27 protein-coding genes and 1 pseudogene are annotated in these 26660 nt (G+C 58.7%); 13 read left to right on the top strand and 15 right to left on the bottom strand.

Annotated elements, in window-relative coordinates; translation table 11 throughout:
• The 5 genes from QLQ86_RS11340 to QLQ86_RS11320 form a co-directional block, all read right to left on the bottom strand.
• On the bottom strand, positions 1-1226 hold a 1226-nt coding region (locus QLQ86_RS11340; RefSeq protein WP_282817012.1), incomplete at its 3' end, for a BCCT family transporter.
• Between the two features lie 81 nt (positions 1227-1307).
• Complete coding sequence (gene folD, locus QLQ86_RS11335) at positions 1308-2168, bottom strand: bifunctional methylenetetrahydrofolate dehydrogenase/methenyltetrahydrofolate cyclohydrolase FolD (protein ID WP_282736710.1); 861 nt, start codon at positions 2166-2168, stop codon at positions 1308-1310.
• Positions 2169-2182: 14 nt separating this feature from the next.
• Positions 2183-3058, bottom strand: coding sequence for a formyltetrahydrofolate deformylase (gene purU, locus QLQ86_RS11330; RefSeq protein WP_282817011.1), 876 nt, complete (start codon positions 3056-3058; stop codon positions 2183-2185).
• A gap of 141 nt (positions 3059-3199) precedes the next feature.
• Positions 3200-3676: a methylenetetrahydrofolate reductase C-terminal domain-containing protein gene (locus tag QLQ86_RS11325; RefSeq protein WP_282817010.1), complete on the bottom strand. Its 477-nt coding sequence runs from the start codon at positions 3674-3676 to the stop codon at positions 3200-3202.
• Between the two features lie 202 nt (positions 3677-3878).
• Entirely contained in the window at positions 3879-5048 is a 1170-nt protein-coding gene (locus QLQ86_RS11320; protein ID WP_282817009.1) for a glycine cleavage T C-terminal barrel domain-containing protein, read from the bottom strand.
• A 534-nt stretch (positions 5049-5582) separates the two neighbouring features.
• Here QLQ86_RS11320 and QLQ86_RS11315 point away from each other — a divergent pair.
• Positions 5583-6848, top strand: coding sequence for an MFS transporter (locus QLQ86_RS11315; RefSeq protein WP_282817008.1), 1266 nt, complete (start codon positions 5583-5585; stop codon positions 6846-6848).
• 208 nt (positions 6849-7056) lie between these two features.
• On the opposite strand, the gene QLQ86_RS11310 is transcribed toward QLQ86_RS11315, so the two are convergent.
• Both QLQ86_RS11310 and QLQ86_RS11305 read right to left on the bottom strand, forming a co-directional pair.
• Entirely contained in the window at positions 7057-7548 is a 492-nt protein-coding gene (locus tag QLQ86_RS11310) for an Lrp/AsnC family transcriptional regulator (protein WP_282817007.1), read from the bottom strand.
• A gap of 167 nt (positions 7549-7715) precedes the next feature.
• Complete coding sequence (locus QLQ86_RS11305; RefSeq protein WP_282817006.1) at positions 7716-9140, bottom strand: dihydrolipoyl dehydrogenase; 1425 nt, start codon at positions 9138-9140, stop codon at positions 7716-7718.
• A gap of 460 nt (positions 9141-9600) precedes the next feature.
• Here QLQ86_RS11305 and QLQ86_RS11300 point away from each other — a divergent pair, with 460 nt between their 5' ends.
• The 6 genes from QLQ86_RS11300 to QLQ86_RS11275 all read left to right on the top strand — a co-directional run bounded on the left by QLQ86_RS11300 (position 9601) and on the right by QLQ86_RS11275 (position 14943).
• Complete coding sequence (locus QLQ86_RS11300; protein ID WP_282736717.1) at positions 9601-10050, top strand: OsmC family protein; 450 nt, start codon at positions 9601-9603, stop codon at positions 10048-10050.
• Between the two features lie 26 nt (positions 10051-10076).
• Entirely contained in the window at positions 10077-10877 is an 801-nt protein-coding gene (locus tag QLQ86_RS11295) for an enoyl-CoA hydratase (RefSeq protein ID WP_282817005.1), read from the top strand.
• Between the two features lie 72 nt (positions 10878-10949).
• Positions 10950-12599, top strand: coding sequence for an acyl-CoA synthetase (locus QLQ86_RS11290; protein WP_282817004.1), 1650 nt, complete (start codon positions 10950-10952; stop codon positions 12597-12599).
• 79 nt (positions 12600-12678) lie between these two features.
• On the top strand, positions 12679-13161 hold the full coding sequence (locus QLQ86_RS11285; protein WP_282817003.1) for a methylenetetrahydrofolate reductase C-terminal domain-containing protein: 483 nt from the start codon (positions 12679-12681) through the stop codon (positions 13159-13161).
• Positions 13158-14201 carry a methylenetetrahydrofolate reductase gene (locus tag QLQ86_RS11280; protein WP_282736721.1) on the top strand — a complete coding sequence of 348 codons (1044 nt, stop codon included), beginning with the start codon at positions 13158-13160 and terminating at the stop codon, positions 14199-14201. The genes QLQ86_RS11285 and QLQ86_RS11280 overlap by 4 nt, the downstream gene beginning before the upstream one ends.
• Positions 14202-14205: 4 nt before the next feature.
• Complete coding sequence (locus tag QLQ86_RS11275) at positions 14206-14943, top strand: glutathione S-transferase family protein (RefSeq protein ID WP_282817013.1); 738 nt, start codon at positions 14206-14208, stop codon at positions 14941-14943.
• On the opposite strand, the gene QLQ86_RS11270 is transcribed toward QLQ86_RS11275, so the two are convergent.
• The 7 genes from QLQ86_RS11270 to QLQ86_RS11240 form a co-directional block, all read right to left on the bottom strand.
• Positions 14917-15876 (bottom strand): LysR family transcriptional regulator, encoded by a 960-nt coding sequence (locus QLQ86_RS11270; protein ID WP_282817002.1) that lies wholly within the window; start codon positions 15874-15876, stop codon positions 14917-14919. The genes QLQ86_RS11275 and QLQ86_RS11270 overlap by 27 nt on opposite strands.
• A 145-nt stretch (positions 15877-16021) precedes the next feature.
• On the bottom strand, positions 16022-17041 hold the full coding sequence (locus QLQ86_RS11265; RefSeq protein WP_282817001.1) for a CNNM domain-containing protein: 1020 nt from the start codon (positions 17039-17041) through the stop codon (positions 16022-16024).
• A gap of 296 nt (positions 17042-17337) precedes the next feature.
• Positions 17338-17736 carry a DUF4168 domain-containing protein gene (locus QLQ86_RS11260; protein WP_282817000.1) on the bottom strand — a complete coding sequence of 133 codons (399 nt, stop codon included), beginning with the start codon at positions 17734-17736 and terminating at the stop codon, positions 17338-17340.
• A gap of 119 nt (positions 17737-17855) precedes the next feature.
• Positions 17856-18710, bottom strand: a complete 855-nt coding sequence (locus QLQ86_RS11255; protein WP_282816999.1) for a sirohydrochlorin chelatase — start codon at positions 18708-18710, stop codon at positions 17856-17858.
• 16 nt (positions 18711-18726) lie between these two features.
• Entirely contained in the window at positions 18727-19059 is a 333-nt protein-coding gene (locus tag QLQ86_RS11250) for an antibiotic biosynthesis monooxygenase family protein (protein ID WP_282816998.1), read from the bottom strand.
• Between the two features lie 126 nt (positions 19060-19185).
• Positions 19186-19866, bottom strand: a complete 681-nt coding sequence (locus QLQ86_RS11245; protein ID WP_282816997.1) for a 5'-methylthioadenosine/S-adenosylhomocysteine nucleosidase — start codon at positions 19864-19866, stop codon at positions 19186-19188.
• A gap of 16 nt (positions 19867-19882) precedes the next feature.
• Positions 19883-20170, bottom strand: a complete 288-nt coding sequence (locus tag QLQ86_RS11240) for a sll1863 family stress response protein (protein WP_282816996.1) — start codon at positions 20168-20170, stop codon at positions 19883-19885.
• A gap of 228 nt (positions 20171-20398) precedes the next feature.
• Between QLQ86_RS11240 and QLQ86_RS11235 the strand changes: the two genes are divergently transcribed.
• From QLQ86_RS11235 to QLQ86_RS11210, 6 genes are all read left to right on the top strand, one after another.
• Positions 20399-20728 (top strand): DUF427 domain-containing protein, encoded by a 330-nt coding sequence (locus QLQ86_RS11235; protein WP_282816995.1) that lies wholly within the window; start codon positions 20399-20401, stop codon positions 20726-20728.
• Between the two features lie 269 nt (positions 20729-20997).
• Positions 20998-21459, top strand: a complete 462-nt coding sequence (locus QLQ86_RS11230; protein ID WP_282816994.1) for a hypothetical protein — start codon at positions 20998-21000, stop codon at positions 21457-21459.
• A gap of 105 nt (positions 21460-21564) precedes the next feature.
• The gene (locus QLQ86_RS11225) at positions 21565-22440 is read left to right on the top strand and encodes a hypothetical protein (protein ID WP_282816993.1); all 876 of its coding nucleotides are present in this window, start codon (positions 21565-21567) and stop codon (positions 22438-22440) included.
• 374 nt (positions 22441-22814) lie between these two features.
• Complete coding sequence (locus QLQ86_RS11220; protein WP_282816992.1) at positions 22815-24176, top strand: KAP family P-loop NTPase fold protein; 1362 nt, start codon at positions 22815-22817, stop codon at positions 24174-24176.
• 104 nt (positions 24177-24280) lie between these two features.
• Positions 24281-24781 (top strand): hypothetical protein, encoded by a 501-nt coding sequence (locus tag QLQ86_RS11215; protein WP_282816991.1) that lies wholly within the window; start codon positions 24281-24283, stop codon positions 24779-24781.
• 680 nt (positions 24782-25461) lie between these two features.
• The gene (locus QLQ86_RS11210; protein ID WP_282816990.1) at positions 25462-26103 is read left to right on the top strand and encodes a hypothetical protein; all 642 of its coding nucleotides are present in this window, start codon (positions 25462-25464) and stop codon (positions 26101-26103) included.
• 237 nt (positions 26104-26340) lie between these two features.
• On the opposite strand, the pseudogene QLQ86_RS20200 reads toward QLQ86_RS11210, so the two are convergent.
• A pseudogene (locus QLQ86_RS20200) lies at positions 26341-26615 on the bottom strand (hypothetical protein); the annotation flags it as partial.
• Between the last annotated feature and the right edge of the window lie 45 nt (positions 26616-26660).

The following is a 26660-nucleotide window of genomic DNA, read 5'->3' as shown; positions in this document are numbered from 1 at the left end:
TGGAACATCGCCAGGGAGACGTCGCTGATGCCATGGGCCAGCTCGCCGACGCCGGCCGCGGACTGGGCCAGGGCGGTGCCGCCGAAGGCGCTCATCCAGACGATGGTGACCACGGTCGGTACCAGCAGCACGGCGGTCAGGAACTCGCGGACCGTGCGCCCGCGCGAGACCCGGGCGATGAACATGCCGACGAAGGGCGACCAGGAGATCCACCAGGCCCAGTAGAACACCGTCCAGCCGTGGTACCAGGTGGTGTCGTCTCGGCCGATCCAGTTGGAGAGCGGCACGACATGGCTGGCGTAGGCCAGGGTGGTGTCCCACAGGCCGTTGAGGAACAGCAGGGTGGAGCCGGTGATCACCACGAAGGCCAGCAGGGCGAAGGCGATCACCATGTTGATGTTGGAGAACAGCTTCACGCCCCCGTCGATGCCCCGCCATACCGAGAACAGCGCCACCACCGTGACGCCGACGATGATCGCCAGCTGGGTGCCGAGGGTGTTGGGGACGTCGAACAGGTAGTTGAGGCCGCCGGCGGCCTGGGAGGCCCCGAAGCCCAGGGAGGTGGCCAGGCCGAAGATGGTCGCCAGTACCGCGGTGATGTCGATCAGGTGGCCGGCCCAGCCACGTACCCGGTTACCCAGCAGCGGGGTGAAGGCGGAGCGCAGGCTCAGCGGTAGCCCACGGTTGTAGGCGAAGAAGGCCAGGGAGAGGCCCACCACACCGTAGATGGCCCAGGGATGCAGTCCCCAGTGGAACATGGTGGCGCCCATGGCGGCACGAGCCCCTTCCGGGGTGCCGGCGGCGGCGTTCAGCGGCGTGCCGTACCAGTCGGTGTAGTTGGCTACCGGCTCGGCCACGCTCCAGAACATCAGGCCGATGCCCATGCCGGCGGCAAACAGCATGCTGAACCAGGAGACCAGCGAATGCTCCGGCCGGGCGTCCTGGCCGCCCAGCCGGATGCGCCCCAGGGGCAGCACGATCAGCACCAGGCAGAGCAGCACGAAGAGGTTGCCGACGATCATGAACAGCCAGTCGAAGTGCTCGATGGACCAGCCCCGTGCGGCCGTCAACTGGGCGTTGGCGGCATCGGGGTAGACCAGGGCATAGAGGATGAAGGCCAGGATGGCCAGGGCGGAGAGGGGAAATACGGGGTTGTGGAAATCCAGGCCCAGCACCTGGGTGTTGTCATGGCCCGGGGCCATGGTGGGATCGTCGTTGTGGTTCATGTGAGGTCCTCTGTTGTTATTGTCGCGTCGCCTGTAAGGCGATGCCGGACATTTCTGGCGTGTGTGGGGGAGATATAAAGGTCAGGCCAGCTGACGCCTTGCGGCACGTGTCGTATTCAACAGCAGGCAGCCGATCGTCATTGGACCCACGCCACCGGGTACCGGCGTAATTGCACCCGCCACGCGGGCAACCGATTCGAAATCCACATCACCCACGAGCTTTCTCTTGCCATTGACATCAATGGCGTTGATACCGACATCAATGACCGTTGCACCGGGCTTGATCCAGTCAGCGTTGATGAACTCCGCCCGGCCGACCGCGGCTACCACAATATCGGCATTGCGGCACAGTGATTCGATGTTCCTCGTTCGTGAATGCGCAATAGTGACAGTGCAGTTTGCCTGTAAAAGTAGTGCAGCCATCGGCTTTCCCACGATATTGGAGCGCCCCACCACCACGACATTCTTGCCACTAAGGTCCGGATGGACCTGGCGCAGCATGATCATGCAACCTTGTGGCGTGCACGGCACTAGCGATGGCCGCCCGGAAGCAAGTGCCCCGACGTTTAGTGGGTGGAAGCCATCAACATCCTTGGCCGGATGGATGGACGCTATCACCTCATCCTCATTGAGGTGTGATGGAAGTGGAAGCTGCACCAGAATGCCGTGCACCTCAGGATCATTGTTTAGATGATCGATCAGCGCATTCAGGGTGTTCTGGGAGGTTTCGGCATCAAGGCGGTGTTCAATAGAGCCCATCCCCGCCTCGGTCGCCCGCTTCACCTTGTTTCTCACATACACCTGGCTAGCGGGATCCTCCCCCACCAACACGACAGCCAGCGTCGGCACTATGTCATACTTACCCTTGAGCAGCTCGACTTCAGAAGCGACTTCTTGCAAGACCTGATCCGAAAGCTGTTTTCCGTCTATTAATTGAGCCATCATGCCCCCTGCGTCTATTTGAAAATAACGGTCTTGTTGCCCGAAAGAAACACGCGGTTCTCTGTATGAAGTTTAACGGCGCTTGCCAGTGCCTTGGTTTCGGTATCTCGGCCAAGGGCAACAAGTTCTTCCGGGTAGTAGGCATGATTGACGGGTAGCACGGACTGTTCGATAATCGGGCCTTCATCCAGGTCAGCGGTCACGTAGTGCGCAGTGGCACCAATCAGCTTGACGCCACGCTCAAATGCCTGATGATAAGGCTTGGCACCCTTGAAGCCGGGCAGGAAGGAGTGATGGATATTGATGGCCCGGCCGTGCAGCTGCTTACAGAGGCTATCGGACAAGACTTGCATGTACCGCGCCAGTACCACCAGCTCGGTTCCTGTCTCGTTGATAATACTGAGCAGCTCGGCTTCCTTTTCCAGCTTGGTGTCTGGTGTCACTGGCAGGTGAACAAAGCGAAAGCCTTCACGTTCAACTAGCGGTTGAAGATCCAGATGGTTGGATACTACCGCCGTAATATCGATATTCAATTCGCCCTTGTGATAACGGTAAAGAAGATCGACCAGACAGTGGTCAAACTTGGATACCATGATCATGACCTTGGTCGGGTGGCTGACCTCATGCATCGCCCACTTTATGCCATGCTTGTCTGCCAGGGCATTAAATCCAATGCGGATGTCTTCAAAGGTATGTCGGGAGTCCGGGATGATATTGAATAACGTCCGCAAGAAGAACTGACCGCTGATCTTGTCATCGAATTGAGATAGCTCTGCGATATAGCCGCCGCGCTCTGTGATATAAGATGCAATCCCGGCAACGATTCCTGGCGCAGTCTTGCAGCTGACAGTGAGGATGTATTGGTTGGAGTAGTCCGTGACTTGTCTCATGGCAGATAACCTTTATATTTGATGTTAGTTGGTTGATTCGCTGACAGCAGATTGATGTCGTTGATGTTGTTTATTCAGGCATCAGGATGGATTGCCTGGCGGGTTGTTCACTATTGCGACCAAGGTCCACATCGTTAGAAGTCACCTTGAAGCCTCGTTATGGCCTTCGGTCAGCTTCGAGGCATTACGTGCGACACGCAGCCAGGAGGAACTGTCCTTCTGATTGTGATCCACTGGCAGTTGCACCACCTGGATCTTGTCGCCGCCTTTCATCTTCTGACTTCCATCCCAGGCTTCGACCCAGACACATCGCATCTCCGGCTTGACCTCACAGTGGCCGTTGGCGCGTACCCCACCACAAGGACCGTTGCGCAAGGATTTAGGGCAGTTCATGGGACATGCCATTCCGGTAGAACTGAGGATGCACTGACCACACATCTTGCAGTCGAAAAGCAATCCCTTGCTGAGCTTCTCCAGCATGCTCACCGGCTTTTCTGCGCGCTGGTAGCCTACCGAACTCCAAAGCGGCTGCAACTTGACGATCACCGGTTCGAATATTCGGTATACGCCCTCAAGGAATCTTGCGTGCCGCACGGCCCAAAGACGAATGGAATACATATGTCTCTCCTTTCACGGCAACGCCACTGTGGAGCTGATCATTGATCCCTGGATCCGTGAGACACCTTCTTCGCCCCTTGAAATCAACAAAAAACTTCTTGTCTTTCCAGATAAATACTTTCCTGGTCAAGAGGCTGATATTGTAAGGTTCCATGGCGCTCACGGATGCAGGTGCTTTGTAGGTCAACCACCAGGCTGTTATTCAAGCCGATATGGCGATTTTCTTTTTGGGGTCGAAGAAGGGCTTTTCGACCACAACCGCCTTCACGGGGCCGGATGCGGTTGGAATTTGCAGTTCAGTGCCAATCGCGGCATGTTCAGTGGCCACCATGGCCAGAGCAATGTTCTGCTCGAGGCGCGGGGAATAGACCGCAGAGGTCACCTTCCCGACGGTCTCGCCATCCTTGCTGAGGGGCCAGAACCTGGTGTTGGGTCTCTTGAGGGGCGCCATATCAATACGCAGCCCGACCTGCTTGCGACTCACGCCATTTTTACGGATGCGCTGCAACGCGGCCTTGCCGATAAACTCTGCTTCCATGTCCGGGTTCACCAGACGGTCCATCCCAAGCTCGTAAGGATTGGTGTTGATGTCCGCATCAGCGTGATAGGAAAGCATTCCACCTTCGATGCGGCGAATCGTAGAGGTATGACCAGGCTTCAACCCAAAGGGCGCACCTGCAGCCATGATCTTTTCCCAGAGTTCATCCCCCCGCGTGCCATCACGCAGATAAAGCTCATAGCCCAGTTCGCTCGACCAGCCGGTGCGCGAGACAATCAGTGGAATGCCATCAAGCTCGATCTCGCGCAACCAGTAGTAGCGCAGGTCCATGATGCCCTCGCCAAAGAGCTGCTTCATCACCTCGCCCGAGTTCGGGCCTTGTAATTGCAGAGGGGAGACATCGGGTTCGCCGATGCTGACATCCATCCCGGCATGAACCGCAATACCTTGCGCCCACAACAGGATGTCGCTGTCAGCCAGCGAGATCCAGAAGTGATTCTCTGCCAGCCGTAGCAGGATCGGGTCGTTCAGAATGCCACCGTCCGCATTGGTGATGAGGATATACTTGCACTGTCCAACAGCCATTTCCGACAGATCACGCGGGGTTAGGCTCTGCACGAATTTCGCCGCATCCGGGCCGGTGATCTCCACCTGCCGCTCGCCGGCAACATCGCAAAGGATTGCCTCATTCACGAGGTTCCAGAAGTTCTGTTCCGGATCCCCGAAGTCACGCGGAATATACATATGGTTGTATACTGAAAAGCCCTTTGCTCCCCAGCGGACCGTTGCGTCAAAGTAGGGGGATTTCCGGATCTGAGTCCCGAACCCAAAGTCATCTTCTTTTTCTATGTTGGCTGAAGTAAGATTTGTCATTGTAATTACCTTTCGTGATGTTAAGTTCAAGAGACCGCGCGAACTGGCTGATTCGGCACAGCTCACTATAGGCTCACATGGCGGTGTGAAGCGGCCTAAAATCACGGCGAATCAGAACTGAACAGACCAGTTTTTTACGCAGCGCAGTCCATTTGGTCCGGTTTATCCATACCAGGCCCCTACGCCGCTGGCGTGGGATTGACTCACTGCTCCAGCAATCGGGCGACCCGTCGTTGGCTCATCCCGAAGTCAAAGCAGGGGGGAGTCTGATACCGTTGGGGCTGGGGCAACTGGCGGTATCCCGGGCTCTGTTTCATTTTCGTCGCAGAACCGGGAGGGGACGGCGCTGGCCCTCTTGCCCTTGCCTGCTGTTCCAGGGTCGGGCAGTCATTCCATGAATCGAGGATGTGAGGGATGCATGGTGATCAAGAGAAAGCGTGATATCGCGCATCAACGGGGAGGCATCCCGCGGCAGGGGGAGCGTCTGGCAACTGCATGGGCCGGAATCGTCGATGATTGTCGCGTGGAGGCACCATGAAGACGCTATCGAGCACAGGGTTTGCGATCTTTGGCGCCGCGCTGGTCGCGATCAGTTACGGGCTCGCACGCTTCGCCTTCGGGCTATTCGTGCCCCCTATCCGGGATGAGCTGGAACTCACGCCGTATGTGATCGGCATCATCGGCGCGCTGCCGCTCATCAGTTTCCTGCTGGCCACGGCGATCGCGCCGTTCACCACCGATCATCTCGGGGCCCGCAACACGGCGGTGCTCTCCGGGGCGTTCGGCGTCGGCGGCCTGGCCCCCGACGCGCTGATGCTGGGCGTGGGGGTGTTCGCATGCGGCATCTGCACCGGCCTGATGATGCCCGCGCTCACGGCCGCCATGCAGGCGGTGGTGAAACGCTCGATGCACGGGCGCGTCAGCTCGGTCATGAACGCAGGCACCAGCATCGGCGTGATCGTTGCCGTACCGACAGTGCTGTTCCTGGCCGGCGCCTGGCGCCTGGCGTACCTCTCCTTCGCCATCCTGGCAGGCATCGGCGTCATTGCCGCGTGGCTCTTCCTGCCCTCGGTGTCGCGGATCATGCCGGGGAACGCCGCGCCGCCGCCCCCTATCAGTGAACTGCCCTGGTCGCGCCTTGTCAGGCTCTCGCTGTTTGCCTTCCTGATGGGCTTCATCTCCTCCGCGTACTGGATCTTCGCGCCTGACCTGGTGGTCACCCTCGGCGGCCTGCCGTCCGGCGCCACCGGATGGCTATGGCTCTCGGTGGGCATCGCCGGCCTCGGCGGGGCCGCGGTGGCCGACCTGGCCGATCGCAACAACCCACCCATCACGCAGGCACTGATGCTGATGATGCTGGCCGCGAGCCTGGCACTGCTGGCCGCCAGCCCCGGTCAGTCATTGCTGACCGTCTTTTCTGCACTGGTCTTCGGCCTGGCCTACATGAGTCTGACGGGGCTCTATCTCATGACCGGCATCCGCCTGTTGCCGGGCCGGCTGTCGATGGGGCCGGTACTGCCCTTCATGGCGGTATCGCTGGGGCAGGCGTCCGGCTCGCCTGTCGTCGGTGGACTGGTGGATGCCTTCGGCTACGCCGATGCCTTTGCCATGTTCGCCGCGCTCGGCATCCTGGTGGCGATCCTGTCGCCCTTCTACCCGGGCCACATCGCCCAGGCCGAGGAGGACGAGGAGGACACCGGTCTCCAGGCGGCGTACGATCACCAGATCCAGAACGAGGAGGGCGAGCCACTGGAGGAGCCCGACGTGGATGACGCGGAAAAGCCCGCCGTCACCCCATGACGGCGGGCCTGTGGGTATCCGGGCACCTGAGTACTCCCCAAGCCATACATGGGCCGGTGACCGATACCCGGCCATGTCCGAGGTCGATCACACAGCGTCTCGATGAGCGCTCGGATCTCGGTAGCGGCGATCTGCCAGAGTCGGTCCCCGTAGGGGAGTGCTGCCGAACGGATATCGGAGCCTGTCGCCGATATGTTGCGCTTCCGGTTCAGTTTCCTGAGTCAGCCATCAAGCAGGCAAGTTTGGGGTGAGTCGACTTTATGTCTCTGGTTGCGATGTAGGTCATGTAGCGTTCGACCCCCAGCTCCGCCGAAAGAAGCTCGTCCATTACGTTCTGAAAGGCGGAAAGGCTGGGCGCGACGACTTTCAAGACATAATCCATGCCGCCACCCGTGGCGATGCATTCGACGATCTCGTCCACCTGGCGGATATAGGCCTCGAAGCGTTCGAAAGCCGATTTTTGATGCCCCTTCAGCGAAACGGTCACGATGACTTTCGAGACATCCACGATCCTGTCCAGCGAGATGTCCGCATGATAGCCACGTATCAGGCCAGCTTCCTTCAATCGGTTGAAACGAATCCAGCAGGGCGTCGGAGAAAGGTTGACCAGCTCTGACAGCCTTGTCTTGCTGAGCTGCCCGTGCTGCTGCACTGCGGACAGAATACGCATGTCCGCAGCATCAATGGTAATTTTCCTCATGTGTTCCCAGCCTCTAGCGTGATTCCCGAAGGAGGGGCCGTCGTCGTTTCATGTGGATCTGGCCTGAGTGCACAGTTTAGATCGTTGCGATGGAATTGGCCTCGTGACGGTCGACACATGGACTGATGGAGACGCTGCGTATTCCGCGCCATGATGAACGAGTCGGGTCAATGGCTCATGCTTTCGGCTTCGTAGCGCCTGCACTTGTCCCGGGCGTCGATCAAGACGTCCCGTAACAGCTCTTCGGCGCTGGGATGGTAGACCGGCATCGACAGGACCTGCTCGGCCGTCATGCCGTGCGTGATGGCCAGGGCAAGCAGGTGTGCCAGGTGTTCGGCCTTGTACCCGAGCAACTCGGCGCCCAGTATGACGCTGGTTTTCGCGTCCAGATAGACTTGGATGCGCCCCTGGACCTTGTTCCAGACCACATGGCGAGGACTGGTAAACGGCAGGTCGCCAATGACGATCTCCTGGCCTTCAAGTTGCCGGAAGCTCTGGCCGATGGTGGCGATCTGGGGATCGGTGAAGGCCACCATCAACGGTGGTCTGCGCTGTGCAGGCACCGGATTCGGATAGCTCAATGCATTATCGGCGGCGATACGCCCCTCGTCGAAGGCTTCGTGCCACAATGGCAGGTGGTCGGTCACATCGCCGGCGATAAAGATAGGAAGGTCGGAGCAGCGCATCGTCTGCGGATCGAAGGTCACTGCGCCTGAGTCGGTGACTTCCACGCCCGTATGCTCCATACCCAACCGGTCCACGTTGGGGGTCCTCCCCGTGGCAACGAGTACCCTGTCGAACACCCTGGTGAGCCGCTGTCCATTCGATTGCTCATACTCGATCCAGGCGCCTTCAGCGTCCTCCCGGGTGCTTACCACCCGGCCCACGGGGTAGATATCCAGTTCGGCGCCGAGGAGGTCGAGCGCTTGCTGCTGCATGGCCGGATGGGTGAGGGCGTTGATCCTCCCGGAGCGGCCGAAAATTGTCGTCTCGACGCCCAGTCGATGGAGTGCCTGCCCCAGCTCCAGCGCAATCACTCCCGTACCGATCACGGCGATCGAGCGGGGCAGGTCCTCCAGCTCGAAGATCGTATCGCTGGTGAGGACGCGGGCCATGACGGGCTCGAACACCTCGCCGATCGCAGGCCTGGAGCCGCAGGCGAGGATGACCTTCTTCGCGTTGACCTCAACCGATTCCCCCACCCTGAGGCGGCCCGGTCCGATAAAGCGGGCGCGCCCCTCAAGCTTGTAATGGGCCGGAATCTTGTCGACGTAGCGGAGATTGTTGGCGACAAAGCGATTATCTCGCTCTCGGCGCAACCGTTCGAAGACCTTGCGGCCATCCACGCGACCCGTCGCTGTCACCCCGAAAAACTCGCTGTTGTCCAGGTGGTGCGCGTAATCGGCAGCGGTGATCATCAGCTTGCTGGGCATGCAGCCGACCCGTGCACAGGTGGTGCCGTAGGGACCGTCCTGGATCATCACCAGGCTGTCGGTCTGGCGGCTGATCTTCGAGTAGGCGCCCAGCCCGGCGGTCCCGGCACCGATGATCGCGTATTCAACATTCATGGTCTTCATGACAGGTTCGCTCATGCGGCGCCTCATTGTAAAAGGTGTTGTATTGTTCAAGGTGTACCTGGGTGGTTGAGGGGTGTCGCCATTGGCTGCACCCCCTGGCCCAATGATTGAAGGCTGCCGGGACGATAGTAAAAAGCGTTTGCTGCGTTTAGTGAGATGGTTTAAATGTCGTCAGCCCAAGGCAGGCTATCCGGGGCCTTTCAAGCGGTAAAGCGATAGATTCTAAGTATTTGGGTTATTTATTCTAATCCATGGTTGGCGGGTTGGCGGGTTGGCGGGTTGGCGGGTTGGCGGGTTGGCGGGCTGGCGGTCCGGGTCCGCTCATGGCAGGGGATGGTGGTGCATACAAGGCCTCCCTCTGGAGGTTGCAAGGCCTCACGTTAGCCAGGCTAACCCAACTGCTTAGAAATCCTCGCTTTCCGGGCGCTTCCCGGATCACATACGATTCGGTGATTCGCAGAAAGGAAGCCTACCCATGTCAGTCCACCAGTCCGCCATCCGTTGGCAGCGAAACCCTCACGAAATCGATGCCGATACTTACTCGCGCAACCATCTTGTGACATTTGATAGTGGCCAGCAGGTCAACGTTTCCGCGTCGGTGGAATTCAAGGGGGACTCAAGCTGCGCCGACCCGGAGCAGATGCTGGTCAGCGCGGTGTCCAGCTGTCATATGCTGTTCTTCCTGGCGATCGCCGATTTTCAGGGGTATCGGGTCGAATCCTATGATGACGATCCCGTCGGCCACCTGGAGAGCAATGACAGGAAAGGCATGGAGATCACGCGTATCGAGCTGTCGCCCCGAATTACCTTCGGCGGCGACAAGGTGCCTGACCAGAAGGCGATATCCAGGATCCATGCCAACGCCCACAAGAACTGTTTCATCCGCAACTCGATCACCGCCGAGGTGACGATCAATGATGTTTAATCAGCCATTCCTGGCGGGAGTCATTCATGAATCACAGCCAATCATCGGAAAGTATTCTGCTTAGAGAGGATAAGGACGGCGCTGTCTATCTCACGTTGAATCGGCCGGAAAAGTTCAACACCCTTTCCGAGGCGATGCTGACCGCGTTGCAGCAGGAACTGGACGCAATTGCCGTCGACCCTGCCGTTCGCTGTGTGGTGATCGGAGCCAAGGGGCGGGGGTTCTGTGCGGGTCACGACCTCCGGGAAATGCGTGCCAATCCTGATCAAGCCTATTACCAGGCGCTGTTTCGTCGCTGCAGCCGCGTGATGCAGAGTATCGTCGCGCTGCCGGTGCCGGTCATCGCCAACGTCCAGGGCATGGCCACGGCGGCGGGGTGCCAGTTGGTGGCCAGCTGCGACCTGGCCATCGCCGCCCGTTCGGCCAGCTTCGCGGTATCGGGCATCAACGTGGGCCTGTTCTGTTCGACCCCCGCCGTGGCGCTGTCACGCAACATACCCCCCAAGCGGGCGTTCGACATGCTGGTATCCGGCCACTTCATCGATGCGGATACGGCCTTGGAGTGGGGGCTCGTGAGTGGCGTCACCGATGATGCCGATCTGGACGCTGCCGTGGCCGACAAGGTGGCCCAGATCCTGAGCAAGAGCCCTGCGGCGGTGCGCTTTGGAAAGTCCATGTTCCACCCCCAGCGTCAGATGGCCCTGGAGGACGCCTACGACTTTGCCGGCGATGTGATGGCCGAGAACATGTTGAGCCCTGACGCAGGCGAGGGGATCGATGCCTTTCTCGCCAAGCGTAAGCCCGTCTGGCAGCAGCCCGGCCACTAGCGCCAGAGAATCGAAATGACGGTGGAAAGCCCGGGGTGCTGAACCCTCCCTTACAAGAACAGGGGTAAGACCATGAGTGATATTTGCCATTTCAATGAGGCTCTCGAGAAGACGGCGGCGAATCATGTGCCATTGTCACCCTTGAGCTTCATCAAGCGGGCTGCCGCCGTTTATCCTGACAGGACGGCGCTGATCTACAACGAGACGCGTTACAGCTGGCAGCAGACCTATGCCCGCTGTTGTCGACTGGCCTCCATGTTGAAGCATTTCGGCATCGAAAGGGGCGATACGGTGGCCGTCATGTTGCCTAATGTTCCGGCCATGTACGAAGCCCACTTCGGGGTTCCCATGTTGGGCGCGGTATTGAATGCGATCAACATTCGCCTGGATCCGGAGGCGGTGGCCTTTATCCTCTCGCATAGCCGCTCGCGCCTGCTGCTGGTGGACCCCGAGTACGTGGACGTGGTCGAGAAGGCCCTGGCCCGGCTGGAAGGGCCGGAGCCCACGGTGATCAACGTCTCTGACCCGAGCCAGGGAGAGGAGCGCCTGATCGGCGACCTGGAGTACGAGGCGCTGCTGGCCGAGCAGCCGGCGCTGGACGACTGGCAGCTGCCGGTCGACGAGTGGGATGCGATTGCGCTGGGGTACACGTCCGGCACCACCGGCAACCCCAAGGGGGTGGTCACCCACCATCGGGGCGCCTACCTGAATGCGGTCAGCAACGTGCTGTCCTGGACCCTGCCCTCCGGCGTGGTCTACCTGTGGACCCTGCCGATGTTTCACTGCAACGGTTGGTGCTTCCCGTGGACGCTGGCGGCGATCGGCGGGACCAGCGTCTGCCTGCGCCGGGTCGACCCGGAGGAAATCCTGCGCCTGATCAGGCAGCATCGGGTCAGCCACTACTGCGGTGCGCCCATCGTCCACTCGATGATCGCCGATGCTGCCGGTGCTGCCGGTGCCGGGCAGGATCCGATCGACCACAAGGTGTCGGGGCTGATCGCCGGTGCGGCCCCGCCGGCGTCCGTGCTGGAACGGATGGAGACGCTCGGCGTCGAGCTCACCCACGTCTACGGGCTGACCGAGACCTACGGCCCCGCCTCGGTGTGTGCCAAGCAGGATGGCTGGGACCAACGCCCCCTGGAGGAGCGGATCAGGCTCAATGGACGCCAGGGGGTCACCTATCCCCTGCAGGAGGGCATCGCGGTACTCGACCCGGCCACGATGGAGCCCGTCCCTGCCGACGGTGAGACGGTGGGCGAGATCATGTTCCGGGGCAACATCGTCATGAAGGGGTATCTGCGCAACGAGGCCGCGACCAGTGAAGCCTTTGCCGGCGGCTGGTTTCACTCCGGTGACCTGGGTGTGGTGGAATCGGATGGCTACATCAAGATTCGCGACCGACTGAAGGACGTGATCATCTCGGGCGGGGAAAACATCTCCTCGATGGAGGTCGAGGAGATCATCCAGCGGCATGAAGAGGTCGAGCTTGCGGCGGTCGTGGCGATGGCGGATGCCAAGTGGGGCGAAGTCCCCGCGGCCTTCGTCCAGTTGCGGCCCGGTAGCGAGCTGAGCGAAGACGCCTTGATCCGCTTCTGCAGGGAGAATATCAGCCGCTTCAAGGCGCCCAAGAAGGTGATCTTCGGACCCTTGCCGACCACCCCCACGGGTAAGATCCAGAAGTTCCAGTTGCGCAAGCAGCTTGAGACCAGCCTGTCCGCCTGAGTTGATCGAGGCCGAGGCGGTGAAGCAGTGGCGCTGGCGGAACGAGGCCACTGCCCCTCGACGAAAGAAGGAAACTATCATGCACAGGGTGCGTCGCTGGGTGGTTCGCCATTCCAGACTCTTCGAGATGATCTACCGGCGTTTCGAGCCGGTGTTGTTCAAGCTCGCTCCAGTGTGGCGGCGACTCGGTCACGAGCGTGTCGAGGCGCCGGTCAGGAGGGTGGAACAGGCCACCAAGGGGGCGCTTTTCGACTGCCAGATGTGCGGTCAGTGCATTCTCTCTGCCACCGGCATGTCCTGTCCCATGAACTGCCCCAAGACACTGCGCAACGGCCCCTGTGGCGGAGTGCGTGCCGATGGGCATTGCGAGGTGAAGCCCGAGATGGTGTGTGTCTGGGTCGATGCCTGGGAAGGAAGCCGTCAGATGAAGCAGGGCGATCTCATCCACGCCGTCCAGTTGCCGGTCGACCATCGCCTCACGGGAAGCTCGTCCTGGCTTCGCGTGGCACGCCAGCTGGACGATACCTCGTCTTCAACCGCCAACAGAGAGACAACAAGATGAAGTTCGATGACGAGCCCGTTCCGGGCTACTCTTTGCCGATCCTGCCCGGCCATGTCTCCCCCGGGCGGCTGGAGCGGGTGCTGCGGGCGGGCAAGTTCGCCATCACCAGCGAGATCGACCCGCCGGACTCTGCCGACCCGGCAGAGGTGCTCAAGCGGGCGGCCATCTTCGATGGCTATGTCGATGCCATCAACGCCACGGATGGCTCCGGCGCCAACTGCCATATGTCCAGCGTCAGCGTCTGCTCGCTGCTGACTCGGGTCGGCTATGCCACCATCCTGCAGATCTCGTGCCGTGATCGTAACCGCATCGCCATGCAGGGCGAGATCCTCGGTGGCGCGGCCATGGGCGCCTGCAACCTGCTGTGTCTGACCGGTGACGGTGTGCAGGCCGGCGACCATCCCCAGGCCAAACCGGTCTTCGACCTCGACTCCATCTCGCTGCTGCAGGTCGCCCGCAACATGCGCGACGAGCAGCGCTTCGAGAGCGGGCGACGCATCGAGACGCCCCCGCGGATCTTTCTCGGTGCGGCCGAGAACCCCTTCGTGCCGCCGCTGGACTGGCGACCCCTTCGCCTGGCCAAGAAGGTGGCGGCCGGTGCCCAGTTCATTCAGACCCAGTACTGCTTCGATATCGAGCGGTTGCGCGACTTCATGCTCAAGGTGAACGACCTCGGTCTGCTGGAAGGTCCCGACCGCGTCTTCATCCTGCCCGGGATCGGGCCCCTGGCCTCGGCACGAAGCGCCCGCTGGATCCGCGAGAATGTCCCCGGGGTGCATATCCCCGACGCGGTGATCGCTCGGCTCGAGGGGGCCGAGAACCAGAAGGAGGAGGGCAAGCGGCTGTGCATGGACCTGCTTCACGAGATCCGCGAGATTCCGGGCGTCAGCGGCGCGCACATCATGGCCTACCGCCAGGAGCACAGCGTGGCGGAGATCATCGAGACGACGGGGGTGCTCGAGGGCCGCGTGCCCTGGTACCCGGGGCGCGATGACCCGAAAGCGCTCAACCCCGAATCCCCGGAAGCCGTGCAGCTCTAGCGTGATGGACCTCGATACCGACACCGGGACGCTGCCTGACTACCGTCTCTACGGTTCGCCCGACAGCGCCAACCTGGTCGTGCGCATGGTGCTCGAGAGCGAAGGCATTCCCTATCGAGAGGAGCGGGTCGACCGGGCCGCGGGTGGACTGGATGCCCCGGCCTTCCGTCGGCTCAACCCCCAGGGCCTGTTGCCGGTACTGGTGGATGCGCGCCATGGAACGGCGCTCTTCGAGACCGGTGCCATCCTCTTGCACCTTGCCGAGCGCTGCCACGGCGCACGCTTTGCAGAACCGGCAGGCCGCGGCCGCCTGCTGGCCTGGCTGTTCTTTCTCTCCAACACTGTCCACACCGAGCTTCGACTCTGCTTCTATACGCCACGCTATGCGCCTCGGGCGGAGGATGCCCAGCGGCTGCGCGATGCACTTCGGCCACGCATGGTGGCGCATCTCATGCAACTGGAGTCGCTCGCCGAACATGGCCGGGGGCCCTGGCTGCTCGAGGAAGGGCCCAGCGTGCTCGATCCTTACCTGGCCTGTCTGGTGCGCTGGATGCAGCTCTACCCCGTCGATGACCCCTGCCGTGCGCTTCCCTGGGAGCGCTTGCCGAGGCTTGCTGGCTTGCTGGAGGCGCTGGCCGAGCGGCCGGGCATCCGTCGTGCGGCCAACGCAGAAGGGATCGTGGGGCGGCTGTTCATCGCGCCCGACTACCCTGCCCTAGACCTGCGCGGCGTCACCGGCTAGACCGGGTGAGGGCATATTGGCTTCATCCAGCAGCCATTCACGAAACTGCCCGGCGATCGGTCGCTCCAGGCCTTCGCCCGCACTGACCAGGTAGTACGCCTGGTCACAGTTCAGGGGAGAATCGGCCAGCACCGCCAACTTTCCGGCACTCAGCTCCGCCTGGTGGAGCTCCCGGCTGCCGAGCAGCACGCCCTGGCCGGCGATGGCCGCCTCCAGTGCCAGTAGCCCGTTGCCGAATCGCAGCTCCCGTAGCGTTCCGATGTCACGTCCCTGCTGCCTGAACCACGCTCTCCAACCGTAGGGCTCGTTGAGGCGGGTGAGGGTGCTGTCACACAGCAACGGCAGTCCGCGCAGTGCGTCGACATCCTCCACGGTGGCGGCCAGGTCCGGTGTACAGATGGGCACCAGATCCAGGCTCATCAGCCGCTGGGGCGCCAGGTCCGCGTAGTTGCCGTAGCCGAGTCGCACGGAAACGTCGATGCCCGCGCGCTTGAGATCGGCCAGGCCGAAGTCGCTGTCACGGAGGCGATCCACCGAATGCAGGCTCGCCTGCAGCCGCACTTCGGCGTCCGGGCAACGGGCATAGAAACGGTGCAGGCGTGGCACGATCCATTTGGTGGCGAACAGGGGTTCGGCGCACACGGTGACGATCAGGCGCTCTTCGCCATAGGCGCGGATCTTGTCCACCGCACGACCCAGGGTATCAAACCCCTCATGCAGCTCCGGCAGGGCCACGCGCGCGGCCGGGGTCAGGCTGACTCGTCGGTGGTGGCGGACGAACAGATCGACGCCGAGATACTCCTCGAGCGACTTGATCTGGTGACTGATCGCCGCCGGCGTGACATTGAGCTCCTTGGCGGCCGCGGCGAAACTCCTGGTGCGCGCGGCGACCTCGAAATAGGAGAGTGCGATCAGGGGGGGGAGTCGTGACATGGCGAATTCTCACAGCAATGGCAGTGGGGCACTTCGTGACCAGGTGCCCCGTCAAGGGTCACGATAAGCGCTGCCGGGAGAACGTCAGCTCGTCGCGCATCCCGGGCAGGCGCCCGCTCGAGCCCGGGGCGAGCGCCGATGAGCCTCAGGCTCGCTCCTTCTTGAGCGTCTTGGTCCAGCGTTGCCGGGCATACTTGCGAAGGTTGTCCACGTTGTCGGTCTCGTCGACGATCTCCTGGCCCAGGATGGTCTCGATCACGTCTTCCAGGGTGATGAGCCCGACCCAGGTGCCGAGGTCGTCATACACCACGCAGAGGTGCTGTCGGTCCAGGACCATCATCGTGAAGACCTGTTCGACGTTATCCTCGGCCGTCACCGACTTGACGGGATGCATCAGCGACTTGAGGTTCGCGTCCCCCTCCGCATGGTAGGTGTCGGCCTTGTGGACATAACCCAGCGCCTGCTCACCGCCGTCCATCACGGGAAAGCGGGTGAAGGGCGAGCGCCCCAGGGCAACGTCGAACTCGTCTACCGTCATCTGCGGCTTCACGGTCAACGCCACGGTCCGCGGCGTCATCACGCTCTTCACCTGGATGTCGTGCAGGTTGAGGATGTTGATGATGACCCGTGTCTCATCGGCCTCCAGCGCCTTCTCCTCGAGGCCGATCTGTGCCAGGGCCTTGATCTCGCCGCGCATGTCCGTGTCGTGGGCGCCCTTGCCGATGCGCTTGGTGATCTGTTCGGACATCCAGAGGAAGGGCTTCAGTATCCAGATCATGCCGTCGAGCGTTGTGGCCATCATTGAGGAGAGGGGTCGCCAGTAGGTCGCCCCGATGGTCTTGGGAATGATCTCCGACAGGAAGAGGATCAGCAGGGTCATCACCGCCGAGGCGATGCCGAGCCAGGCCTCGCCGAAGACCACCGTCACCTGGGCCCCGACCCCTGTGGCCCCGACGGTATGGGCAATGGTGTTCAGGGTCAGGATAGCGGCAAGGGGCTGGTCAATGTTCTGCTTCAGGCGGGTGAGCTTTTCGTGGAGCTCCGGTCTCGAGTCGCGCAACTGGGCGACATAGCTCGGCGTCATGGAGAGCAGCGCCGCCTCGAGCAGCGAGCAGATGAAGGATACGCCGATGGAAAGGATGGCGAATGCAGCCAGTAGTAGCATGGAGCCTCGATGAGTCGCCCGGGGACAAGGGAGTTGCCGGCAGTGACAGGATCATCGTTGAACGCCCCACGGCTTGCAAGGCAGCCAGCCCCGCGTTGGAGGCGAGGCACTCACGCGGATTGCGTGGTTGCCGGGTGCCCGATGGGCCATGTGCCGTCAGGGTGCAGGGGGGAGGTGGCACCGGGTCGCATCGGCTTGCTCTCCGCGTGATGTTCGGTCCCGAACAGAAAGGCCTCCCGCTAGGGAGGCCTGCTGATAGTAGCCGATGGGAGTCGGCGGAAACGTGCTCGGGGGGATCAGGACTGTTCCTGGATCTTCTTCATCAGTTCGGGGTCCTGCTGGGCCGCCTGACCGATGGCGTTGAAGGTATCCACATCCATGCCGCTGTCCTCTACGGCCTCGACCATCTTCTCGTTGGCTTCCATCTGGATCTCCTGCTGGGCCTGCTCACCCTCGGCCTGCTGGAACTTCTGGCCGTATTCCTGGGAAATGCTGGAGACCTCCTCGGCGGCAACGGAGAACTGCTGGATATCCTCGTCGGAGAAGTCGTCAGCGCTGGCCTGGGGTGCCGTGGTGGCAGCTGACGGGTCCTGCTGGCCGGTGGCGGCGGACCCTTCCTGGGCGTGCGCGGCCGAGGTGGCCAACAGGCCGGCGGAAAGCAGGGCGGCGGAGAACAGGGCGGTGAGCTTTTGCATGAATACCTCTATGTGGCTTGCTTGAGCGGTCGTGCCTGCCCTGTGATGCCGCCAGCTATGAGGAGTTCATGATGTTCTGTAACAGAATGTGTGGATGGCGGCCCGGCCTCGCGGCGGGCTCACTCGCTCGCCGGCAGCGAGAGCAGCAGCGGCGAGCCGACCAGGCCCTCGGACAGACGGGTCGTGAGCACCTCGAGGATGGCATCATGCTCACCCGCCAGGCGCGTGGTGGTGACGCGCAGGCCGGGCGAGTGCGCCATCGCCTGCTCGCAGATCTCCGCGATGTCGCCGCCTTCGCCGGCATGACGCCCCGGGGAGAGGAACAGCATGGCGAGTATCACCTCGCTGTCGGCCATGGCCGGTGAGGCCAGCAGATCGACCAGCAGCGGCTCGTTGAAGCGGTAGGCCTCGCCCTCGCGGCGCTCCATGGAGGCGAAGGTGACGCAGCTGGCCTCCTCGCTCAACAACACGCTGAGCTGGCCGGCCAGGTAGTTGCGCACCGCCGTGACCTCGGGAATCGGGCTGCCGTGATCGACCAGCACCACCTTCGGCGGCGAGAGGCTATCCATCTGCTCGCGCACGTTGTCGGCCAGCAGCTGTGCCAGGCGCAGGTCCAGCGGCGCCAGGGTGTCGACCAGCGGCAGCGCCACCTTGATGTCGAGCTTTGGGTACTGGGCCTGCACCTCGGCCAGCCGCTCCGGGAGGTAGCGGGTCAGCGCCTGGCTGGGGCCGAAGAAGAAGGGCAGGATCACCAGCTCGGTCGCGCCCTCTGCCGCCAGCTGCTCGGCGAGCGGCCCCAGCGAGACCGCCTTGCGACCCTCCAGCGCCTCCGCGGGGATCTTGTAAGAGTGCAGCAGGGAGGCGGCTTCGACCTCGTGGCCGGTGGTCCGGCTCAGGGCCCGGGCCAGGCGGCGCAGGTTGAGGGTGGCCTGGGGGCGCAGGGAGCCGTTGTCGACGAGCAGGATCTTTCTCATGGAGGCCTCGGTGGGTTCAGGCGTTGTCCGCCTCGCTGATTGTCTGGATGACCTCGAAGCCCTCGAAACTCGGCGGGCCCAGGTAGAGCCCCTCGCGCTTGCTCTGGCCGGCATTGGCGTGCGCCTTGCGGAAGGCCTCGGAGTGCGTCCAGGCCTCGAAATCCTCGCGGGAGCGCCAGACGGTGTGGGAGGCGTAGAGCACGTGGTCCTCCTTCTCGGGGCCGCGCAGCATGTGGAACTCGACGAAGCCGGGCAGGCCCTGCAGGTGCGTGTCCCGCTCCAGCCAGATCTGCTCGAACTCTTGTGTTCTCTCGGGATTGACCCGGAAACGGTTCATGGCGATGTACACGGTGCTCGCTCCTTGTCGTCAGGCAGGGAAGGGAGGGATGACGATGGCACCTTCACCGAGGCTGGGCAAGGCCACCGCAAGCCGTCGCGCCGCGCGCTGGCCACCGGCCTGCCACGACCCGGCGCCTCAGGGCGTCACATGGCCTGCGGCGATGGCCTCGCCGAGGCGGTCGACGGCAGTGGCCAGCTTCTCGTCGATGACATGGAGAGTCTCCGTCCAGTCGTCGATGTGGCGCAGTTCCGTCCTGCCGTCCGAGATGCCGCGCAGGACCACGAGCGGCATTTCGAAGCGCATGCAGGCGCGCAGGCAGGCATAGCTCTCCATGTCCACCATGTCGGCGGCGATGGCGTCATAGGCCGAACCCGAGACGACATTGGCGCCGGTCGAGAGCGAAGCCTCCCGAATGCCGGGAATGCGCAGGGGCAACGGGACGGTCGCCGGCAGGTCGAGAAAGGGCGTGGCGCCCCTGGCGAAACCCAGCGGGGAGGCGTCCATGTCGCGGTAGGTGACAGAGGTCGCCTGGTAGACCTCGGTCTGTTCGAGAACCCGGCTGCCGGCCGATCCCAGCGACACCACGAGGTGCGGCAGGCGCTGGTGCCGGGCGAGGGCCGCCAGGGCGGCGGTGAGCTCGACGGCCGCCTCGACGGGGCCGACGCCGGTCATGAAGGGGGCGAAACGCGCCTGGAGGTGCGGGCCGTATTCGGCCTCGGCCGCCATCACGAAGAGGACGTCGCGGCCGCCCAGGACCGTCAGCCTGGCCGCGCCGAACGCATCGCCCCGGGTGGCACGGGGAGGGGGCGTGTGCATCGGGGTGCGTGCTCGTTCACTTGAAGCGGGAACGCGCCCTCTCGATGGCGTCGCTCAGCGATCCCCAGGCACGCTCCGCTCCGGCCTTGATGTCGTCCCAGGCGTCGTCGCTGGAGTGGCGCAGTTCCTCGAGCTTCTTGCGCATCTCTTCACGTTTCGCCTCGAGCCGGTCGATCTCTTCCTCCCGATCGATACGCGCATCGGCCTCGGCCCCCCTGATCCGGGCCTTCAGCTTGTCCACCTCGGCCTGCAGCTCATCGAGCTTGGCGCGCAGCTTCTGTTCGTAGGCTTCCCTGTTGCTCATGGGGCGCTCCTTTCCGTTTTCGGGTTCATGGAACCTTGAAGATAGCCTGTCGTCGGGCCGACAGGACACTTCCCTCAGGGTGGCATATCGGTCGGGGGGCCTCGCAAGGCCGCGGTGTGCCTGCACGCCCCTCCCGCTATACCTTCGATGTAAGCGATTGGCCATCGGCGCCGGAGAGGCTGACTGCTACCCTGCTGGCATATTAGAAAAAACATACAGGGAACGACCATGATTGATGCCCCCGCGGCGCGCATCACCTTGCACCCGCATTCAAGCCGGGTGCGGGTCGTCATCGACGGCACCCTGCTGGCCGACACCACCCGCGCCATCGAACTCCGAGAACGCGGCTACCCGCCACGGCAGTATATTCCCCGCGACGACGTACGGATGGACCTGCTGACCCCCTCCGAGACCGTGACCCACTGCCCGTTCAAGGGCGATGCCTCGTGTTTCTCATTTGGTGAGCACAAGGATGTGGCTTGGAGTTATCAGCAGCCTATTGGCGGAATGGAGACGCTTGCTGGGAAATTGGCATTTTATGATGAAGAAGTTGAATGACCGGTTTCGACCCGAAGCGGACATCCCAGAAAGGGGAGGGAGCACGGTGGCAAAAGCAGCAAGCATGTTCACCGGGGTTATGCATCATGCGCGGTGATTGGGTCTATGTGGTTGAGCTATACTTAATATTCGATATTTCAGTACATTAGGCCCTCTGCGTGCGCGCGGCATAATATTCTTGAACTCGCGTGCTCGTTCAAGAAATTCAACAAGCAGGCCTTCTAGTACCTGTTAAGAATCTCGTTTCACTATCAGGGAAAGGACAATAAATGCAAGATACTCAAACACTTGAAGTGGTTATTGAAACCGATGGAAATCCAATTGATGTTGCCGAATTAACTGAGTTTCTTTACCATTTCCGTGCGCTTTACGCAGCGGCTCTTCATGTTGATAGTTCGGATGATGATTTCCCAAATTATGAGGGCTTGCGTCCTTTAATTAATGAGGTAGAGCTAGAGCTGAAAGATCTTGACTGGCGGGATATTACATCACTTGCCTATGCTGACCTGGGCGATAAGACTTTGGGTATCGTTGATATTAAGAGGGATAACCCTCTCACCATAGTCTTCTCGGGGGTTGCCATCATACTGGCTATAGCTGTCGTGGTGTCGGGGGGCAAGTATAAGCTTGGGCCATTGTCAGTAGAGCTTCCTCCCTTGGGTGAAGGCATTTCGAAACTCCGGCAGGCTTTCGGCCGACCACCAAGATATAGAAAAAAGATCGATCCTTAACAAATGGCTGTTGTCGGACGCACTTCCGCGAGCGCTACGGTGCGCCGCAAAGCCAAGCGTTATATTTTTACATTAGTCGGAAATGGGCCAGCCTAAGAGCACCTTATGAACCAATTGCAAGTTTTTTTACCACCACCCTCGAATTGGCAAGACTTCCAAGACCTAATTGTAGAAGTGGCTCGAGTTCGATTTCTTGAAAGTTCAGTCCAAGAATATGGGCGTCTGGGGCAAGCGCAGAAAGGTATCGATGTATATGCGCAAGACCACCTTGATAAGCATATTGGTCTGCAATGCAAAGAAACCAAAAAAGAATCATTGACTACAACAATTATCGACGCGGAAATTATCAAAGCTCAACAATTCTCTCCTGCTTTAGATTTATTGATTATCGCTACCACGGCAAGAATCGACACTAAGCTACAAGATCACGTCATAAACCTGAATTCTCATAAAGCTCATCCATTCAGATTGCAGATTTGGTTCTGGGACGACATAAATCGAGACATCAATCGCTTCCAATCCGTAATGACATCAAGCTACGAATCATTCAGGGAGCACTTTGGCCAAGCTGAACTGAAAAATCATCTGGCAGCCGTACGTCTTGCTTTTGACCGCCCTGCTTTTACTGAGGACTTTCTCCTCGAAAGGAACTACCAGAACTTTGAATCCGCACTTGTCTCTATCAAGGCATTTTTGAAAGTTGGGGTCTTGCATGACAACTGGTCAAAGACAGTCCTCGTCCAAACGATACCGTCAAGCATGATTGGGGACCAAGCCTACTCAAAATTCATCACTGATATTGAGAAGATGGTTGAAAGCATATACCAGAGTTTCAAGCGAGATCAGAAAAAGATTACGAGTAATCCGAGGCAATTGGACGAGAGAGCCGGAGACTACAACATTTCAAGAAGAAAGCTGATTGATAAGCTAAACAAACGTTTTGCCGCGAATGCAATTGATCACATCATCACACAGTATTAAAACATAACAATGCAAATTCACTCTGACAATTTTCTCCGCTGCGCTCCGAAATTTCCGTTGATTAGCGGCGTTATACTAGCTCTCACTCAAAGACCACTTCTGGCCGAACGAGGAATGTTAGTCTATGCTGATGAAAGCCGTTTGGCAGCTGACGACCCTAAGCAGCCATGACGGCAAAGGCAGCATGCTCGTTCATCCTTGTTATGCGGCATGCGCGGTGACTAGTGTTATGTAGCCGAGCTGTTCTTGTTATTTATGAATTTCAATGGGTTAGGAGGAAGGTGGCGTGCAGTATAACATTGTTGAACGTGCATGCGCGTTCATCCGATATCAGACCGTGCGGTCTAATACCTGTTATACGTAAAGGAGTATAAATGAACATCGTTACCCCCCCGATTATCGTCGGAGAAGATGAGGCATTCGAGCAAGATGTCCTTGGTCGAAGTAATTTTGGTCAATCTCTATTGAATTTAGTTTCTCAGTCAAGCGATGAGCTTGTTATCTCTCTCGATGGAAAGTGGGGTGAAGGAAAGACTACGTTTGTAAAAATGTGGCAAGGCATGCTTAACCAGGCGGAGGTGCCTAGTATATATATTGATGCTTTTGCAAACGATTATATAGATGATGCATTTATTGCTGTTGCTAGTGCAATTACAACATATATTGAAGAGAATTCTGTAAGCTCGGATTCTGAAAGGTCAAAGGAATTTAGTGAAAAGGCAAAGCACGTTGGAGTTCAATTGTTATCCTGGACTGCTAAGGTCGGAATTAAAGCAGCCACATTGGGTGCAATAAAGAATAGTGACATAGAAGAATTAAAAGATATCCAATCCGATGTAGCTAAAGGATTGTCTACAGTCGTAGGAGACTTTGTTGGTGAAAGGCTAGCATCACACAAGCAAGATGTAGAGCTGCTTCAGTCATTTAAAAGCTTACTATCGGAAATGCCAAGCCTTCTTAGTCCTGAAGGTGACAAGCCTCTCGTAATAATTATCGATGAGCTGGATCGATGTAAACCCACTTACGCCGTAGAGCTAATCGAAAAAGTTAAGCATCTATTTTCTGTGAAGAATGTTGTATTTGTGCTCGTCATGCATAGAAAGCAGCTTGAAGAAGCCGTTAAGTGTGTTTACGGAGAAAACATAGATGCGCACACTTATCTTCAAAAATTCATTAACATAGAAACTGCGATCCCCAAGAAAATTGGTGACCGTCACTATAGCGATATCAATCAGTACAATAAAAGACTTTTCGATATACATGAAATTGAAACGTGGGGAGATGGCCGCAATCTATTGGATTCCTTGGACGTGCTCGCAATGCACTTTAATTTGTCATTACGCCAACTTGAGCGGGTCTACACAAATCTGGCTGTTTTTTACGCATCTTCATCAGAAAATCAACTTAGGCTTGTCCCAGTAATTTCTTTTCTGGCCGTTATAAAAGTAGTTGATCCATCCGTGTATGAGGCTCTCTTACATCAAAAAATAACCTACGAAGAGCTTTGCCAAAAGACTGGGCTATCTGAGCATGATCAAGAAGATAGAAATTTGAGAAGGCTGCAGTTTTTAACAATGTGGCTTAAGTTTTCGCTTATAACGGATGAGCAGTTTGAACAGCTGGATGAAAATGATCGAATAAGAAGCTTCGGCCAATCGTTGTGGCAGTACAATGTAGAACGAGAGCGACTAATGCCTATATTTATCCAAAAATTAAGCATGTTTACTGTTGCATAGGAACGTATAACAAGCGCATGTTGTCGGACTGGTTTTCCGCTGCGCTCCAAACTAGCCGCAAATGCGGGTGTTAAATACAGGGAGGCACCGAGATGCGGTGTGCAATGACAGGACTTCCCATCAGCGATCCATCTGATGGCATTTGTGATGATGGCGAATGGATCAGCTGGGAGTGGATTAATGGTCAATTGCACGAGCAAGACCTCAAGGCTGAGTTTCCCAATGCACCCATCGAAATTATCAAGGTGTTTGAGGATTTGGTTTATTCCGCAGCAGAGTACTACGAGCTCACTGGTCGTTACCTTCAAATTTGGGGAGAGCTCGGTGAGCTTTACGCTGAGATTAAATATGGGATCGAGCGCCATCGCCCTGGTATGGCCGGCTCAGATGGTCGCATGGGGAATGACTGGGTAGAGATCAAGACGATTTCCCCTGAAAAAGGTAAAGGTAAGGTAGTGGTCAAGAGGGCAGGCAATTTCAACAAGCTACTCGTTGTCAAAATAGACGAGAGCTTTAAGTTTGAATCCCGGATGATTGACCGCAAAAAACTCGGTAAGGGAAAAGGTAAAAATGCCAGCTATTCATGGGACTCAGGGTCTGAGTAAGCCTGTATTTAACCAGTCGCTGTTGTGCGCGGCCGATGTCCGCCGGACGCCCTTTTCATTGCGGCTTCGCCTCCATTGCAAGGGCGCCGCTAAGCTTCGCGTTCGAGCCACGAGAAAATGAAGAAGTCCCACGCATATCCATATCTGATCACCGCAGTGCTCGCGACCACACTCAGCTTCGCTCTGGCAAAGTATATTCAACATGGCCCATTGCCATTCCCGGCGAAAGCCCTGCTGCCAGTGATCATTCCCTTAGTCGTCTCATACTGGTCCTTGGGCGTTTTAGACTCGCTACTGGCGTGGAGGTTTATCTTTATTGCCGCCTCATTGGTCATCAATTTGCTATTGTTTTTGCCACTTTTCTTGAGTCAGAAATTTAAGAACAGACTCGTATTTATAGCTACACAACTTGTTGTTATCGTAGTCTATCTTCTAATCAGTGTCCCCTTTTTCAGAACGTTTTCGGGATGGATGTCAGTGTAAGCAGTGGTCGAACAATACGGTCAACCGGAGGCCAAAAGCGTACCGCTTTTGGTTCCCTACGCTGGCGCTCCGGCGCCGGTTACCTAAGCGTTATATCAGCATGATTGCAACGTCTGCTTCTGGCCGAATGGGGAACGTTAGTCTATGCTGATAAACAGCAGCTGGCAGCTGACGACCCAAAGCTGACATGGAAGTAAATGCTGCTGGCACGTTCATCAGGATATCCGTGCCGGCTGACTAATCAATATCAGGCGTCGGGCATGATACCTATGCTTAAGCACTACCTTAAAGAAATCGCTGATCAAGAATTCACTGAGCGAAATCGCGAGATACCGAAGATGACTACGCAGGTCCTTCAGGAGATGAACTCTCGAGGAATTACCTACTCAACGATGACTCTCGAGGCGATTGCAAACTTTCTCTTGGACGAGTTTCTGGCAAGGTGCGATTTCCTAAAAGATTTCGTAGTAGCTCACCCATCTCTGTTGCTCTCGGAGAATAAGAAGGATCCTATTACGTTTGCGAAGACCGCGTATCAAGAGCGTTCGTTTCAGGAGAGAGATAAAGTCTCTTCACTTTACGGCTCGTCAATCACCCGAATTGCCCAATCGCTGTATAATGAAGACATGAAAAAACAGATCAAGGAGCGGCTTGACCAAGGCATGGAAGACCGCATTAGAAAAAACAACCTCTACGTCGAGGTCACTTATCGCGAAATTGCAACCGCCAAGGAAGTTCAAAGCAATGTCTTGCTTCTTCAGCCCAACATTGCGGGGTTTGGCATAGATCTCGTCCAACTATATCGACAGCACCTCGAGCCATTGTTGCGCCGAGGCTAAGGAGGTGGGTATACCGGGCTTTATCCTTAGCTCAGCTGAACATCCGAGACTCGACACCTTACAAAGGCGATGCAGCTGACGCTAATAAGCGTCACACCTCATTCAGGATGTGCTGGACGTCTGCTTTTGGCCGAATGTGGAATGTTAGCCTATGCTGATGGAATCATTATTGACTGTTCGCGACCCAAAGCTGACATGGCGGCAAAGGCCAGCCGCTGCTGTTCCAGAAGCGCCAGGTGCTCCTGGCTGTCGAAGCCGCTGTCGTAGCGTCGCCGTGCTCGGCACCTTTGCAGGGGCAGCAGCTGCTGGAAGGGCTTGTCGCGGCGGAAGGATAGCGTCATAGTCGCTCATGCTCAGACACGGCAGGCCCAGGTAGCTCTTGACCACGTCGCTGGTGCGCATGCACAGGTGGTGGGGAAGCGGCTATCGATGCTGTCGACACCGGTGATCTGAAAGCGCTGCCGCATAGTACTTTCTGGGCGAATGGCGATATCCGCTATATTGCCATGCAGGTCAGTGGGTTAGATGCATTCCAGGGTCGGCCTCTCGGATTCAGG

Origin of the sequence: Halomonas rhizosphaerae (assembly GCF_030012485.1) — a bacterium.
Lineage (GTDB): Bacteria > Pseudomonadota > Gammaproteobacteria > Pseudomonadales > Halomonadaceae > Halomonas > Halomonas rhizosphaerae.
This window is presented reverse-complemented; position numbering and strand designations above follow the sequence as displayed.